Source organism: Streptomyces sp. NPDC048331 (genome assembly GCF_043201215.1).
Classification (GTDB): domain Bacteria; phylum Actinomycetota; class Actinomycetes; order Streptomycetales; family Streptomycetaceae; genus Streptomyces.
Genome location: NZ_JBICYT010000048.1, coordinates 33,869 through 48,760 on the forward strand (window position 1 = coordinate 33,869; position 14,892 = coordinate 48,760).

General features: G+C 74.1%; 8 protein-coding genes. 2 read left to right on the top strand and 6 right to left on the bottom strand.

Annotated features, from left to right (window positions below):
- Window positions 1-108: 108 nt before the first annotated feature.
- The 4 genes from ACGFYY_RS37365 to ACGFYY_RS37380 all read right to left on the bottom strand — a co-directional run bounded on the left by ACGFYY_RS37365 (window position 109) and on the right by ACGFYY_RS37380 (window position 4,451).
- Window positions 109-1,230: a mechanosensitive ion channel family protein gene (locus ACGFYY_RS37365; RefSeq protein ID WP_393716462.1), complete on the bottom strand. Its 1,122-nt coding sequence runs from the start codon at window positions 1,228-1,230 to the stop codon at window positions 109-111.
- 200 nt (window positions 1,231-1,430) lie between these two features.
- Window positions 1,431-2,705, bottom strand: coding sequence for a pyroglutamyl peptidase (locus ACGFYY_RS37370; protein ID WP_393716464.1), 1,275 nt, complete (start codon window positions 2,703-2,705; stop codon window positions 1,431-1,433).
- A gap of 134 nt (window positions 2,706-2,839) precedes the next feature.
- Window positions 2,840-4,255, bottom strand: a complete 1,416-nt coding sequence (locus ACGFYY_RS37375) for an amidase (protein WP_393716465.1) — start codon at window positions 4,253-4,255, stop codon at window positions 2,840-2,842.
- Window positions 4,242-4,451 (bottom strand): hypothetical protein, encoded by a 210-nt coding sequence (locus tag ACGFYY_RS37380; protein WP_393716467.1) that lies wholly within the window; start codon window positions 4,449-4,451, stop codon window positions 4,242-4,244. Before ACGFYY_RS37380 ends, ACGFYY_RS37375 begins: the two co-directional genes overlap by 14 nt.
- A gap of 152 nt (window positions 4,452-4,603) precedes the next feature.
- Between ACGFYY_RS37380 and ACGFYY_RS37385 the strand changes: the two genes are divergently transcribed.
- On the top strand, window positions 4,604-5,539 hold the full coding sequence (locus tag ACGFYY_RS37385; RefSeq protein WP_393716469.1) for an MBL fold metallo-hydrolase: 936 nt from the start codon (window positions 4,604-4,606) through the stop codon (window positions 5,537-5,539).
- A gap of 34 nt (window positions 5,540-5,573) precedes the next feature.
- On the opposite strand, the gene ACGFYY_RS37390 is transcribed toward ACGFYY_RS37385, so the two are convergent.
- Window positions 5,574-6,155, bottom strand: a complete 582-nt coding sequence (locus tag ACGFYY_RS37390) for a TetR/AcrR family transcriptional regulator (RefSeq protein ID WP_393716471.1) — start codon at window positions 6,153-6,155, stop codon at window positions 5,574-5,576.
- 112 nt (window positions 6,156-6,267) lie between these two features.
- Window positions 6,268-7,101, bottom strand: a complete 834-nt coding sequence (locus ACGFYY_RS37395; protein WP_365281016.1) for an alpha/beta hydrolase — start codon at window positions 7,099-7,101, stop codon at window positions 6,268-6,270.
- A gap of 267 nt (window positions 7,102-7,368) precedes the next feature.
- On the opposite strand from ACGFYY_RS37395, the gene ACGFYY_RS37400 reads away from it, so the two are divergent.
- The gene (locus ACGFYY_RS37400) at window positions 7,369-14,742 is read left to right on the top strand and encodes an amino acid adenylation domain-containing protein (RefSeq protein ID WP_393716473.1); all 7,374 of its coding nucleotides are present in this window, start codon (window positions 7,369-7,371) and stop codon (window positions 14,740-14,742) included.
- Window positions 14,743-14,892 lie beyond the last annotated feature (150 nt).

Here is a 14,892-nt window from a genome sequence, read left to right on the forward strand (position 1 = left end):
GCGCGCCGCACCGCCCCCGCGCGCCGCACCGCCCCCGCGCGCCGCACCGCCCCCGCGCGCGCACGCCGGTCGGCGTGCGCGCGGGGGCTCGGGTACGGGCTCCGCGAGCTACCGGCCGCGGTCCGTGAGCACCGAGGGAGACGCGTCCCGCTGGTGCGGGACCGGCGGCACGTGCGGGTGCGCTACCGGCGCCCCCTGGACCTCGTCCTGGTGGAGCGCGACCGTACGCGTCGGCGCGGGGATCGAGATCCCCTCCGCCCGGAACCGCTCGTGCAGTCGCTTGATGAACTCGTGCTTGATCCGGTACTGGTCGCTGAACTCGCCGACGCCCAGGATCACCGTGAAGTTGATCCGGGAGTCCGCGAACGTATGGAAGCGGACGGCACCCTCGTGCGCGGGGTCGGCGCCGTCCACGTGCGCCATCACCTTGCCGACCACGTCGAGCGTCACCCGCTCGACGTGCTCCAGGTCGCTCTCGTACCCCACACCCACCTGGACCAGGATCGAGAACTGCGCCTCCGGCTGGGTGAAGTTGGTCATGTTGGTCCGGGCGAGCCGCCCGTTGGGGATGATGACCAGGTTGTTCGACAGGTTGCGGACCACGGTGTTGCGCCAGTTGATGTCGACGACGTAGCCCTCCTCGCCGCTCGTGAGGCGGATGTAGTCACCCGGCTGCACGGTCTTCGAGGCGAGGATGTGCACGCCGGCGAAGAGGTTGGCGAGGGTGTCCTGGAGGGCCAGGGCCACCGCCAGACCACCCACACCGAGAGCGGTGACCAGCGGCGCGATGGACACGCCCAGGGTCTCCAGGGCCACGAGGACGCCCATCACGAGGACCACGATGCGCGTGATGTTGACGAAGATGGTCGCCGACCCGGCCACCCCGGTACGCGCCCCCGCCACGGACTGGACCAGGCCCGCGACGACCCGCGCCGCGCTCAGCGTGGCGATGAGGATGAGCAGCGCGGTCAGCGACTGGTTCACGAACCCCGAGACGCGCGCGGTGAGCGGCAGGGTGGTGCCGGCCACGGCCGCCCCGGCGATCAGCGCGGCCCCGGGCGCGATGGTGCGCAGCGCGTCGACGATGATGTCGTCCCCCTGCCACCGGGTCCGCGCGGCGTGCCGGCCCAGCCACCGCAGGAGGCCGCGCAGCAGCAGCCCGGCCGCGGCGCCCGCCGCCAACGCGATCCCGGCGACCAGCCAGTCGTGCAGGACGAGATCCCGGGTCAACGGACCCCCTCCGGTGCGCCGCGCCGGCTCGGGGGAGTGGCGACGGGCGCTGCCGGCCGTCGTACGGGGTGTGGGTGTGTCGTCACCTTGTCACCTGTCAGTTCGTCGTGCCTGAAGCCGCGTTCGGGCGTGTGTACGCATCCGGAACGGGCTGCCATCCTGCCCCATGGCAGGACGACGCACCGCAGGCGGGGCTGTGGCTACCGCCGCACGGCGGCGTGTTCGAGTACCGCGCGGACCTCCGTGGCGATCGCGCTCTCGTTGCGTTCGAACTCGGCGCCGGTCAGCTGCTGGGGGTCGGCCGGCAGCCCGGTGAGCACCGGGGTGTGCAGGTGGCCTCCGGGCAGGCGCGGGGCGAGTTCGGCGCGCAGCCGGTTGGAACGGTAGGCCACCTCGTTGGAGAGGTAGCCGCCCCCGCCGCCCGCCACGGCCCGCGAGCCCGGCGTCGGACCGTCGGTCCGGTCGACGGGGGTCGTGCCGCCCGCCGGGATCTCGGTGACGTCGCTGTTGAGGAGGACCGGGTACGGGCTCTGCACGGCGGCCGTGACGGCGCTCGCGGGAAGGGTGGTGCGGATGAACTCCGAGCCCGGACCGAGGCCGGGGGCGGTCACCGGGTGCTCGCGGGTGCCGCCCGAGAGAGCGAGCGCGTTGTCGGGGTAGGGGTCGGCGGACCGCGCCCGCCCCGCCCACTCCTCCAGCGTGAAGATGCCGGGGTAGCCCTGGCTGACGGTGGTGATGATGTCGGCGGAGGTGGGGCCGCCCGCCATGCGGGGGGCGAACGCCCGCTCCACCATGCCGGCGTCGAAGTCGGCGTACCGCACGGGGAGGACGACGGCGCGGATCTCGGCGGGGCTGCCGTCGGCGAGGGTCACGCGCCGTCCGTTGAGCTGGAGGGCGGCCGACCCCGACGGGTTGGCACGCCGGATCTCGGCGTCGAGCCCGAAGGGGTCGAACCCGCTGATGAAGACGCGTCGTACGCCCGGCGCGGTCCGGAAGGCGTTGTTCGTCAGACCCCGGGAGGCATCCTCGAGCCGGGCGCGGAGCGCGGCCCGGTCGACGGTGAACTCCGGCTGCCAGCGGGCGAGTGCGGCGGTCATGCCGAGCCGCGCCCAGTACAGCGGCCGGTCGTCCCCGGGGGCGAGGCCACCGCCGGGCCGTCCGCCCTGGGCCCGCCGTACGGAAGCCTGCCACACGGCCTCGCCCCAGGCGTCGACCAACCGGTCCGCCTCGGCGGGGCCACGGGTCGAGCACAGCGCGGCGGGGAACCGCCCGACGAAGTCCCGGAGCCCGCCGCGCTCGACGAGGGCCGTGGTGCGGGCGTCCGAAAGCCGTGCCTGTTCGGCGTCCAGCGGTACGGAGTCCGAGGTACGGCAGCCGGCCGGGCCGTCGGCCGCGTGCGCGGGCGAGGCGAGCGCCAGGGGAAGGACAGTGGCGAGGAGGGCGGCGGCCGACGCCGCACGCCGTAAGAGCATCATGCGATGTGACATTACATAGAGGCCGCCACCCCCACCAGACGCAGCGGCCGCGGGCGGCCGTGACTGGCTCAACTCCATCTCAGTCACGGCTGGTTCCCCGCCCGGTGACGATCCGGGCCAGGCCCGCCGCCCCGCTACGCGGCCCGCTCCGGGGCCAGACCGCGTGCCGGGCCGGTCCGTTCGTAGGCGTGGCCCGCGCGCAGCACCGTGGCTTCGTCGAAGGGCCTTCCCATCAGCTGCATGCCGATCGGCAGGCCCGCCGAGTCGAGGCCGACGGGCACGGTCAGCGCGGGAACGCCCGTGAGGTTGGCCGGGGCCGAGAGGCGTACGTACGCGTCGGCGACGCTTTCCACGCTGCCGTCACCCCAGGTCACGCTGGTCCGGCCGGACTCCACGGCGGTGAGCGGTACGGTCGGCGCGGCGATCAGGTCCACCGCCTCCATCATGTCGCGCCAGGCCTGGCCCATGAGGGTGCGGGCGCGCTGGGCCCGCAGGTGGTCGCCCGCGCTCATGAGTTCGCCGGCCTCCAGAAGGACCCGGACGTCGGCCCCGTACAGGTCCGGCACCGCCCGTAGGGTCCGCTCGTGGTAGGCGCAGGCCTCCGGCACCATCAGGCCCCAGTGGGCCGCCCGGATGTAGCGCGTCATCGGGATCTCGACCTCGACGAGGCGGGCGCCGAGCTCCTCCAGCCGCCCGACGGCACGCCGGACGGCCGCCTCCACCTCCGGATCCACCCGGTCGAAGTAGTAGTTGGCCGGTACGCCGACCCGCAGCCCCGTCAGGTCCGTCGGATCCGTCGGACCCGTGTCGGGGCTCGGCCGGTGCTCCGCGACCGGGGCCGCGACGGACGCCGGGTCGCGCGGGTCGGGTCCGGCGAGCGCCGCCAGGACCAGCCCCGCGTCCTCCACCGTGCGGGTGAGGGGGCCCACGTGGTCGAGCGACCAGGACAGCGAGGTCACGCCGTGGCGCGGCACCAGCCCGTACGTCGGTTTCAGTCCGACGACCCCGTTCAGGGCGGCGGGCACCCGGATCGATCCACCGGTGTCGGTCCCGAGGGCGAAGGTGGCCGCCCCCGAGGCGACGGCGACGGCGGACCCGCCGCTGGAGCCGCCGGCCACCCGGTCCGGGTGCCAGGCGTTGGCCGTCTGAGGGGTGGTCAGGCCGTAGGCGAACTCGTGCGTGTGGGTCTTGCCCACCAACGCGGCTCCGGCCGAGGCCAGCCGCGCCGCGACGGTGCTGTCGGTCTCCGCCCGGTGTCCGACCCGCACCCGGGAGCTCGCCGTGGTGGCCAGGCCGGCCACGTCGATGAGGTCCTTCAGCCCGGCGGGCATCCCGTGCAGGGGCCCCCGGTGCGTGCCGTGAGCGATCTCGGCCTCCGCCCGACGGGCAGCGTCGCGCGCCCGGTCGGCCGTCACGGTGGTGAAGGCGTTCAGGTGCGGTTCCACCCGCGCGATCCGCTCCAGCGAGGAGTCCACCAGTTCCACCGGCGAGAGCCGCCGGGTGCGTACGGCCTCGGCCGCTTCGGCCACGGTCAGCTCATACGGCCGCATCGTGCCGCTCCCCTCCCGCGCGGTACGTCGCGGCGGGCGGTGTCTCGCCGAAGTCCAGTTCCCGCAGGAGCGATACGACGGCGTGGATGTGGTCGGCGGTGGCCGCCACCTCCGCGTGGCGGTCCTGTGCGAGCGGTAGCCCCGACCGTGCGGCCCGACGGGCGGCTTCGGGAGGGGTGAGTTCCGAGGCGGACATGCGATGCCTTCCTTCAGGGGGAACGGCGGAATGATCACCGCCAGTCTTAAAGCTAACGGCTTGCGTTAGTCCACGGTAGGGCCTACGGTCGCTTAAAGCGAATGAATCGCTTTTACTGTTGGTCGGTCCTCTGCAGACGAAGGAACACGCGTATGCGCACCGCACAGTTCACCGAGGCGGCCCCGGTCCCGACCCGGGCCGCCGCCCACTGGTCCGTCGGGGGGATCGCGGTCCACCGCGTCGACGAGGTGCCCCTGCCGCCCGCGACCGGGCCGTGGCTGTTGCCGGCCGCCACCCCGGACGTGGTCGCCGAACACGACTGGCTGCGGCCCGACTTCGCCGGGCAGGACGGCGCCCTGCACCTCGACAGCCACAGCTTCGCGCTGGTCGTCGACGGTCTGCGCGTCCTCGTCGACACCGGCATCGGCAACGGCAAGGAGCGGGCCGACCCGGCGTGGCACGACCTGCGGACCGACTACCTCGCCCGCCTCGCCGACATCGGATTCACCCCCGAGAACGTCGACCTGGTGATCCTCACCCATCTGCACACCGACCACGTCGGATGGAACACCCGGGAGGTCGACGGCACATGGGTGCCGACCTTCCCGGGCGCCCGCTACCTGACCTCGAAGGCGGAGTGGGAGTTCTGGGCCGCCCACGACATGGACGAGGCGCGGCGCGGCATGTTCCGCGACTCCGTCGTGCCGGTCGCGCAGGCGGGTCTGCTCGACCTGGTCGACGTACCGGTCGAAGGCGTCGACGTGGCCGACGGGCTGCGCCTGCTGCCCACGCCGGGGCACACCCCCGGACAGATCGCCGTACAGGTGAGCAGCGCGGGCGCGGCGGCCCTGGTCACCGGGGACGCCGTCCATCACCCCGTACAGTTGGCGCGTCCGGAGATCGGCAGCTGCGTGGACATCGACCCCGTGCGGGCCGAGGCCACCCGGCGCGCGCTGCTCGCCCGGCTCGCCGACACCGGGGCCCTGCTCCTCGGTACCCACTTCCCGGCGCCGACCGCCGGTCGCGTGGTCGCCGAGGGGGACGGCTACCGGTTCGAACCCGTGGCCGCCGCGCCGGCCGGCGGCTGACCGTCACCGTGGATCGGCCAGCGTCGCGGGCCGGTCAGCGGGACGCGCCGAAGCCCTCCACGGCCTCGCGTACGAGGCGTCGCGCGTACGCGTCGGTGAGGTCCGTGGGGTCGGTGGGGCGGAAGAGGATGCGGTACATCATCGGCGCCACGACCCGGTCGAGCACCGTCTCGACGTCGGGGGCGTCCTCGCCGCGCGCCGCGGCGCGCGCCAGCACCACGGCGACCTGCTCCGCCGCGTACGCCGAGCACTGCCCCGCGTTGTCGCCCGCGGGGTCCCCCAGCAGCGCGTCGCGGATGTACGCGCGTCCCGTGGGTGAGGCCATCTCCTCCAGGAACTGCTCGGCCCAGCCCCGCAGGTCCGCCGACAGGTCGCCGTGGTCCGCCGGCGGAGCCTCCGGGCGCAGGTGCTCGACGGCCACGTCCGAGAGCAGTTCCTGCAGATCGCCCCAGCGGCGGTAGATCGTGGACGGAGTGACCCCGGCCCGCGCCGCGACCATCGGGACCGTCAGCGCCGGACGCCCCACCTCGTCCTGAAGCTCACGCACGGCGGTGTGGACCGCCTCCTGGACCCGCGCGCTGCGGCCTCCCGGGCGGACCATCGCTTTTCGGCTCATGCGGTCAGCTTAAAGCAAATTTCTTGCATCAGGCTGGGTGGCCGCCACCGCCCCGGACTCCGCGGCGGTGCCGGTCGCGGAGGCCGGGGCGAGCGAGCGGTGGCGCCGGGCGCTACTTCCCGATGAAGGCGAGGAGGGCGCGGTTGACCTCGTCGCCGTGGGTCCACAGAAGACCGTGCGGGGCGCCGTCGAGGACCACGTACTCGGCGTGCGGGAGCGCCTTGTGGAAGGGCTCCGCGGTGGCCTCGATCGGGAGGATGCGGTCCGCGGTGCCGTGGAGGATCAGCGAGGGTACGTCGATCTTGGGGACGTCGGCCCGGAAGTCGGTGGTCCAGGTGAGGACGGCGGCGCGGGAGGCGTACGCGGAGGCGCCGGCGGCGGTGGCCCAGTTCGCCCGGACGGTCTCCTCGCTGATGCGCGTGCCGAGGTTCTCGTCGAGGTTGTAGAAGGCCTGGTAGAAGTCGGTGAAGTAGGCGTAACGGTCCTTCGTGACGGCGGCGAGGATGCCCTCGAAGACACCGCCGTCGACGCCCGTGGGGTTGTCGTCGGTCTTGAGGAGGTAGGGCTCCAGACCCGCGAGGAAGGCGGCCTTGGCCACGCGTCCGGAACCGCGGCTGCCGAGGTAGCGGCCGACCTCACCTGTGCCCATGGAGAAACCGACAAGGATCGTGTCGGTGAGGTCGAGGGCCTCCATCAGCGCGTGCAGGTCGTCGGTGAAGGTGTCGTAGTCGTACCCGGTGGTGGGCCGGGAGGACCGTCCGAAGCCGCGCCGGTCGTAGGTGATGACGCGGTGGCCGGCGTCGAGCAGGGCGGGGAGCTGCTTCTCCCAGGAGTTCCCGTCCAGCGGATAGCCGTGGATGAGGACCACGGGCTGCCCGCTGCCGTGGTCCTCGTAGTAGAGGTCGATGTCGGTGCTGTTCTCCTGGCCGACGGTGATGAAGGGCATGGTGCCTCCTGTGGCGATCTCGGTTCGGTCCGCGCCAGCAGTGTCCCGCCCCGGGGTCCCGCGACGGCGTCGGAACACGGCCTTCCACCGGTACTTCCACCAGTACGTCCACCGGTACTCGCGCAGGTCGTCCACCGCTCCTGTCACGTGAACAGGGGACCGGAAACAGGCGACTTCACCCGAATCGATGCCGTTCCTAGGCTGGACGGGCAAGCAAGCGGACATGCGTCGCGGGCCGGTCACCGGTGCGGCGCCGAGGGAGTTGTCTTGGCCAGTCACGATCCGATCGAACGCCCTGCGGAGCCGTCGTTCAGCGCGTTCCGCGCGTCCGGAGCGCAGCAGCGGATGTACTTCCTCCAGCAGCTGGAGGAGGGCAGGCCGACCTACCACATGCCCGTCTTCCACCGCCTCGAAGGCCCGGTGGACGAGGCCGCGCTCCGCGCCTGCGCCCAGGGCCTGGTCGACCGGCACGAGGCACTGCGCACCCGCTTCGTCCTGCGGGACGGCGAACTGTGGCAGCACATCGACACCGAGGCCGCGCTCGTCTGGTCCTCCGCCGCGGCGCGCGGACCCCGGGACGTCGAGGAGTGGCTGGACGCCGAGCACCACCGGCCCTTCGACCTGGAGTCCGGACCGCTCTTCCGGGCGGCCCTGCTGCACACCCCCGAGGGCGCCGTCCTCGCGCTCGCCATGCACCACATCGTCGCCGACGGTTGGTCCGTCGGGATCCTCGCCCGCGAGCTCCTCGCCGCGTACGCCCGGTACGCCGACGGGCCGGGCGGGTTCGACGGTCCCGCCGGCGCCGACGGTCCCGACTGTCCGCGCGCGGCCGGGGCCGTGGCCCCGGAGGCCCCCGAGGCCCCTGAGTACCAGTACGCCGACTTCTCCGACTGGCAGGAGGAATGGCTCCGCGGAGCGGCCGCCGGGCGCCAGCTCGCCTACTGGGAGGAGCAGCTCGGCGGCGAACTGCCCGACGCGCCCCTGCCCCGCGACGGCCGGCCCGCCGCCGGCGCGGCCCGCGGCGCGGCGGCGCTGCACTCCTTCGAGGTGCCGGCCCCGGTGCTCGCCCGGATGGAGCGCCTGTGCCGTGACACCCACAGCACCCCCTACACGCTGATGCTGGCGGCCTTCCAGATCGTGCTGGGCCGCTACACCGGCACCGACGACGTACTCGTCGGGACGCCGGTGGCGGGCCGGGGCCGCAAGGAGTTCCAGGACACCGTCGGCCTGTTCGTCAACACGCTGGTGATCCGCGCCGACCTCTCCGAGGACCCGGCCTTCCGGAGCCACCTGGAGCGCGTGCGGGACACCGTGCTCGACGCCCAGGACCACCAGGACCTGCCCTTCGAACGCGTCGTCGACCGGATCGCCCCCGGGCGCACCGGTGAGGAGGCGTCCCCCTTCCGCGTCATGTTCGGCCTGCACGACGAGGACGGCATGACCGACGGCCTGCCCGGCCCGAAGGCCACACTGCTCGAAGGACCCGCCGGGACCGCCAAGTTCGACCTGACCTTCGACGTCGTACGCACCGGCGGCGCGCTGAGCTGCCGGCTGGAGTACCGGGCCGACCTGTTCGAGGCCGCCACCGTCGAACAGTTCGGCCGGCACTTCGCCCGCATCCTGGACGCCGCCACGGAGAACCCCGAACTCCCGCTCAGCCGACTGCCGATGCTGTCGGCCGAGGAGCGCACCGGCATCGGCCCGCCGCTCCCGGACCGCGCCGCCCTCCCGCACACCCCGGGCGAGCGGACGTGCGTCCACGAGATCTTCGCCGGACACGCCGCCCGCACCCCCGACGCGATCGCCCTCGTCCACGAGGGCACGTCCCTCACCTACCGCGAGCTCGACACCCGGGCCAACCGGCTCGCGCACCGGCTGCGGGCCCTCGGCGTCGGACCCGACACCCTCGTCGGACTGTGCCTGCCCCGCTCCGCCGACCTCGTCGTCGCTCTGCTCGGCATCCTCAAGGCCGGCGGCGCCTACCTGCCGCTCGACCCCGACAACCCGGCCGAGCGGTTGCGCCACATCGTCCAGGACGCCCGCCTGGAGCACGTCGTCGGCACCACCGCCACGCGGGACCTGTGGGACGCCCCCGGCCTGCACACCGTCGACCTGCTCGCCGACGCCCCGCTCCTGGCCGCCGAACCGGACACCGCCCCCGACAGCGGCGTGACCCCGGACCACCTGGCCTACGTCATCTACACCTCAGGCTCCACCGGCCTCCCCAAGGGCACCCTGGTGCCCCACGCCAACATCACCCGGCTGTTCTCCGCCACCGACCACTGGTTCGGCTTCGGTCCCGAGGACGTGTGGACCCTCTTCCACTCCATCGCCTTCGACTTCTCCGTCTGGGAGCTGTGGGGAGCCCTCGCCCACGGTGGCCGCCTCGTCGTGGTCCCGTACGCCACGAGCCGCTCGCCCGAGGAGTTCCACCGGCTGCTGCGCGCGGAGCACGTCACCGTCCTCAACCAGACGCCCTCCGCCTTCTACCAGTTGGCCCGGGCCGACGAGGAGCACCACCGCACGGTGGGGGAGGCCGCCTCCGGGCTCGGCCTGCGGCACGTCGTCTTCGGCGGGGAGGCCCTCGACGTCGCCGCCCTCGCCGGGTGGTTCGCCCGGCACGGCGACACCGCACCCCGCCTGGTCAACATGTACGGCATCACCGAGACGACCGTGCACGTCACCTACCGGCCGCTGACCGTCCGCGACGCCGAGGAGGGCCGCGGCAGCGTCATCGGAGTCCCCATCCCCGACCTGCGCCTGCACCTGCTCGACGCGCGCGGCCGGACCGTCCCGCGCGGCGCCGTCGGAGAGCTGTACGTCGCCGGGGCCGGTCTGGCCCGCGGCTACCTGCGCCGGCCCGAACTCACCGCCGAGCGCTTCCCCACCGGACGTGCCGACGGTGTCGCCGACGCGCCCGCCGGGTCCTCGGCCGGCGAGCGGCTCTACCGCACCGGCGACCTGGCGCGGGCCCTGCCGGACGGGGACCTGGAGTACCTCGGCCGCATCGACCACCAGGTCAAACTGCGCGGCTTCCGAATAGAACTCGGCGAGGTCGAGGCCGCCCTGGCCGCCCACCCCCTCGTCGACGCCGCGGTCGCACTCGTCGTACCGGACCCCGCGGGGAACGACGTCCTGGTCGGCTACCTGGCCGTGGACGGGGCCGATGACGGGGCGGGCCCTACCGTCGAGGACATGCGCGAGCACCTCGCGCGGCGGCTGCCCGGCTACATGATCCCCGGCGCGTTCGTCACCCTGCCCGCCTTCCCGCTCACCGCCAACGGCAAGACCGACCGCCGCCGCCTGCCCGCACCCGGCTCGGTGGCCCGCACCCCCACCGCCGCCTACGAGGCACCCGACGGGCCGGTCGAGACCGCGCTCACCGAGGTCTTCGCCCAGGTCCTCGGGCACGAACGGGTCGGCGCGCTGGACAACTGGTTCGCCCTCGGCGGGGACTCCATCCGCTCCCTCCAGGTGCTCGCCCGCGTCCGCGAACGAGGCCTCGACCTCACCGTCGCCGACCTCATGAGCCGGCAGACGGCCCGCGCCCTCGCCCCGCTCGTCACCCCGCGGGACCGGGCCACCGCCGCCGAATCCCCGTACGAGCCGTTCGGACTGCTGGCCCCCGAGGACCGCGCCGCGCTGCCCGAGGGGCTGGAGGACGCCTACCCGATGACCCGGCTCCAGGCCGGCATGCTCTACCACAGCGACCTGCCGTCGGCCGGTGGCCGCGTCTACCACAACGTTGCCTCCTACCTGATCGAGGCGCCCTTCTCCGAGGACGCCTGGCGGACCACCGTCGAGGTCCTCGCGGCCCGCCACGAGATGCTGCGCACCTCCTTCGACCCGCACGGATTCACCGAGCCCCTCCAACTCGTCCACCGAGGCGCCCGCCCCGAGATCACCTTCGAGGACCTGCACGGCCTCGACGCCGAGGCGCAACGCACCGCCGTCGCCGACCACTACGCCGCCGAGCGCGACCGGCCCTTCGACTGGGACCGGCCCCCGCTGATCCGCTTCCACGTCCAGCGGCTCTCCGACACCCGGCTCCAGCTGTTCGTCGCCGAGCACCACGCCGTCCTCGACGGCTGGAGCGAACGTTCGCTCCTCACCGAACTCGCCTCCTGCTACACCGAGGCGCTCGCCGCCCGGACCCCGGCGGACGGCCCCTCCCCGCAGGCGGGCCCCCGCTCCCGCTTCGCAACTTTCGTCGCCCTCGAACAGGCCGCGCTCACCGACCCCGAGCAGTGCGCCTTCTGGACCGGCAAGGCCGCCGACGCCCCGGCGACCGAGCTGGCCCGCCCGGCGGCGTCCGGCGGACCCGCCCGCATGTCCTGGCACCTCGCGCCCCTGCCCGAAGGGCTGCACGCCCGACTCACCGCCCTGGCCGCCGCATGCGGCGTACCGCTGCGCACCGTGCTGCTCGCCGCCCACCTGCGGGCCATGGCCCTGCTGGGCGGCGCGGACGCGGTCACCACCGGAGTGGTTCACAACGGCCGCGCCGAGGAGACCGACGGCGACAAGGTCGTCGGCGTCTTCCTCAACACCCTGCCGCTGAGCGTCGCCGTCACCGGGCTCAGCTGGCGCGGCCTCGTCGCACACGTCGCCGCCGTCGAGGCGGAACTGCACGCGCACCGCCGTTTCCCGCTCGCCGAGATCCAGCGCCTGTCCGGGGGCGGCCCGCTCTTCGAGACCTTCTTCAACTACACCCACTTCCACGTGGAGCGGGACGGGCCGGCCGACGGCGGGTTCACCGTGCTGGAGGAGACCGGAGAGGCCGGCACCGACTTCGCCTTCGGCGCCGAGTTCTCCCGCAGCCCCGACGGCGCCCTGCTCGAACTCGGCCTGCGCTTCGACGCGGCCCAGTTCTCCGAGGAACAGATGGCGAGCGCGCACGCCACCTACACGGCCGCGCTGTGCGACCTCGCCGAGTCCCCGGAGCGCGACTGCACGGCCGCCGACCTGCTGCCGCAGGTCGAGCACCACCGCTACGCCGAGTGGAACCGCACCGCCGTCGAGTACCCGCGGCCGCAGGTCCTGACCCGGCTGATCGACGAGCAGCGGGACCTGACGCCCGACGCCCCCGCCGTCCGCTTCGAAGGCACCGAGCTGACCTACCGCGCCCTCGACGCCGAGGCCGAGCGGCTGTGCGCGGCGCTGCGGGATCGGGGAGCGGGCCCCGGCACCTTCGTCGGCCTGCTGCTGGAACGCTCCCTGGCCCTGCCCGTCGTCCTCCTCGCCGTCCTCCGGTCCGGCGCCGCCTACGTCCCGTTGGACCCGGAGCATCCGGCGCCGCGCGTACGGTCGCTGCTCGCCGAGTCCGGTATCGGCCTGGTGGTCGCCGAGGGAGCGTGGGCGCGGCGGTTGGAGGGCTCGGGGGTCATCGTCGTGCGGCCCGACGAGGCCGCGACGGCCGCCGCTGCCGCCGCCGGCGCCGCGGGTCCCGCCAGGGCGCCGGAGCCGTCCGACCCGGCGTACATGATCTTCACCTCGGGTTCCACGGGTAAGCCCAAGGGGGTCGTGGTCTCGCACCGCGCCATCGCCAACCGGCTGCTGTGGATGCAGGACGAGTACGGGCTGACCCCGGGGGAGCGGGTGCTGCACAAGACCCCGTACACCTTCGACGTCTCCGTGTGGGAGCTGTTCTGGCCCCTGCTGACCGGGGCCACCCTGGTGCTCGCCCGCCCCGGCGGCCAGCGCGACCCCGGCTACCTCGCCGACCTGATCCAGGCCGACGACGTCACCACGGTGCACTTCGTCCCGTCGATGCTCAGCGTGTTCCTCGACGATCCCGAGGCCGTGGCCGGCGCGGCCGGCCTGACCCGGGTGGTGTGCAGCGGCGAGGCCCTGCCCTACGAGGTCCAGCGCAGGTTCTTCGAGCGGCTGCCCGGCGTCGAACTGCACAACCTCTACGGGCCCACCGAGGCGGCCGTCGACGTCACCTCCTGGCAGTGCCGGCCGGACGGCGGCGACACCGTGCCCATCGGCCGGCCCATCGCCAACATGCGCACCCACGTCCTGGACCGCCGCCTGGCCGAGGTCCCCCTCGGCGTCACCGGGGAGCTCTTCCTCGAAGGCGTCGGCCTCGCCGACGGCTATCACGGACGACCCGAGCTGACGGCAGACCGCTTCATCGTGCACACCGCACCCGACGGCACCACCCGCCGCCTCTACCGCACCGGTGACCTGGCCCGACACCGTCCCGACGGAGCCCTGGAGTACGCGGGCCGTACCGACCACCAGCTCAAGATCCGCGGCTTCCGCGTCGAGCCGGGGGAGATCGAGGCCGTCCTCGCCGAACACCCCGGCGTACGTGACTGCGCGGTCCTGCCCCGCGGCGAACGCCTCGTCGGCTACTACGTCCCCGAGGCGGCCGGCGCGGACCCCGCCGCCACCCCCGCTCCCGAACCGGGCGAACTGGCCGGTCACGCCCGCGAGCGGCTCCCCGAGTACATGGTGCCCTCCGCCTGGGTGTGCCTGCCGGCCCTCCCGCTGACCGCCAACGGCAAACTGGACCGCTCCGCCCTGCCCGACCCGGACCCCGCCGACCTGCGGGGCGGCGTCGAGCCGACCCCGCCCCGCGACGCCCTCGAATCCCGCCTCGCCGGGATCTGGGAGGGGCTCCTGGCCGCCGGCCCGGTCGGCGTCCACGACGACTTCTTCGAGTCCGGCGGGCACTCCATCGACGCCCTGCGCCTGATCGGCCGGATCAACCGGGCCTTCGACGAACGCCTCGGCGTCTCGGCCGTCCTGGAACACCCGACCGTCGCCCGGCAGGCAGCGCTGCTGCGCGACCGCCACGGCGAAGCGGTCCCGGACACGGTGGTGCGCCTGCGGAGCGAGGGCACCCTCGACCCGCTCGTCCTGGTCCACCCGATCGGCGGGAACGTCCTCTGCTACCGCGCCCTGGCCACGGAACTGGGCCCGGACCGGCCGGTGTTCGGGCTGACCGCGCCCGGACCGACCGACCTCGACCCGACGTCCGACGCCACCGTCGAGGCGCTGGCCGCCGCCCACCTGGAGGCCCTGCGTCGGATCCGCCTCGCCGGCCCCTACCACCTGGCCGGTTGGTCCTTCGGCGGGCTCCTCGCCTACGAGATGGCGGTCCAACTGCGCGCTGCCGGACAGGAGGTGGCGTCGCTCGCGCTGCTGGACACCGGCTACCCGGAGCCCGGCCACGTACCCGACGACGAGAACGAGCTGCTGGAGTGGTTCCACGAGGACCTGGCCCGCTCGGCGGGGTTCGACCCCGCCGAGGAGAGCCTGTCCGCGATGCGGAGCGCCCTGCGGAGCGTCGCCGACGCCCCCGCCCGGCTCGCCGTCCTCGCCGAGCAGGTGGAACGTGAGGGCTTCGCCCCCGGCCTGGACCCGCGGGACCTCGCCCGGCACTACGCGGTGTTCCGTACCGGGATCCGCGCCGCCGCCGCGTACGAGCCCCCGGTCGCCCCCTGCCCCGTCCTGTTCCTCCAGACCACGACCGGGGCCCGGGAGCACGCCGCCGATCGATGGGCCGACCGGGCCGAGGCCGGCTTCACCCGCCACGAGGCCGCCACCGACCACTACGGGCTGATGCGGCCGCCGCACAGCACCGGGGCCGCCGCCCTCCTGCGTACCGCCCTCGCCGAGGCCGACCACCGCTGAACACGGCGCCCCGGCCCGCCCGGGGCGGCCCCCCCCCCGCCCCCCCCCCCCCCCCCCCCCCCCCCCCCCCCCCCCCCCGCGGGGGCCCCCCCCCCCCCCCCCCCATGCCGCTGACTTTGTACTTGGCGCTGATGTAGGCGGTGGAGCCGT

Excerpts from the sequence above, each read along its gene's own strand:
- ACGFYY_RS37385 (WP_393716469.1), top strand. The coding sequence starts at position 4,604 with ATGCGCACCGCACAGTTCACCGAGGCGGCCCCGGTCCCGACCCGGGCC.
- ACGFYY_RS37390 (WP_393716471.1), bottom strand. The coding sequence starts at position 6,155 with ATGAGCCGAAAAGCGATGGTCCGCCCGGGAGGCCGCAGCGCGCGGGTC.
- ACGFYY_RS37380 (WP_393716467.1), bottom strand. The coding sequence starts at position 4,451 with ATGTCCGCCTCGGAACTCACCCCTCCCGAAGCCGCCCGTCGGGCCGCA.
- ACGFYY_RS37395 (WP_365281016.1), bottom strand. The coding sequence starts at position 7,101 with ATGCCCTTCATCACCGTCGGCCAGGAGAACAGCACCGACATCGACCTC.
- ACGFYY_RS37370 (WP_393716464.1), bottom strand. The coding sequence starts at position 2,705 with ATGATGCTCTTACGGCGTGCGGCGTCGGCCGCCGCCCTCCTCGCCACT.
- ACGFYY_RS37375 (WP_393716465.1), bottom strand. The coding sequence starts at position 4,255 with ATGCGGCCGTATGAGCTGACCGTGGCCGAAGCGGCCGAGGCCGTACGC.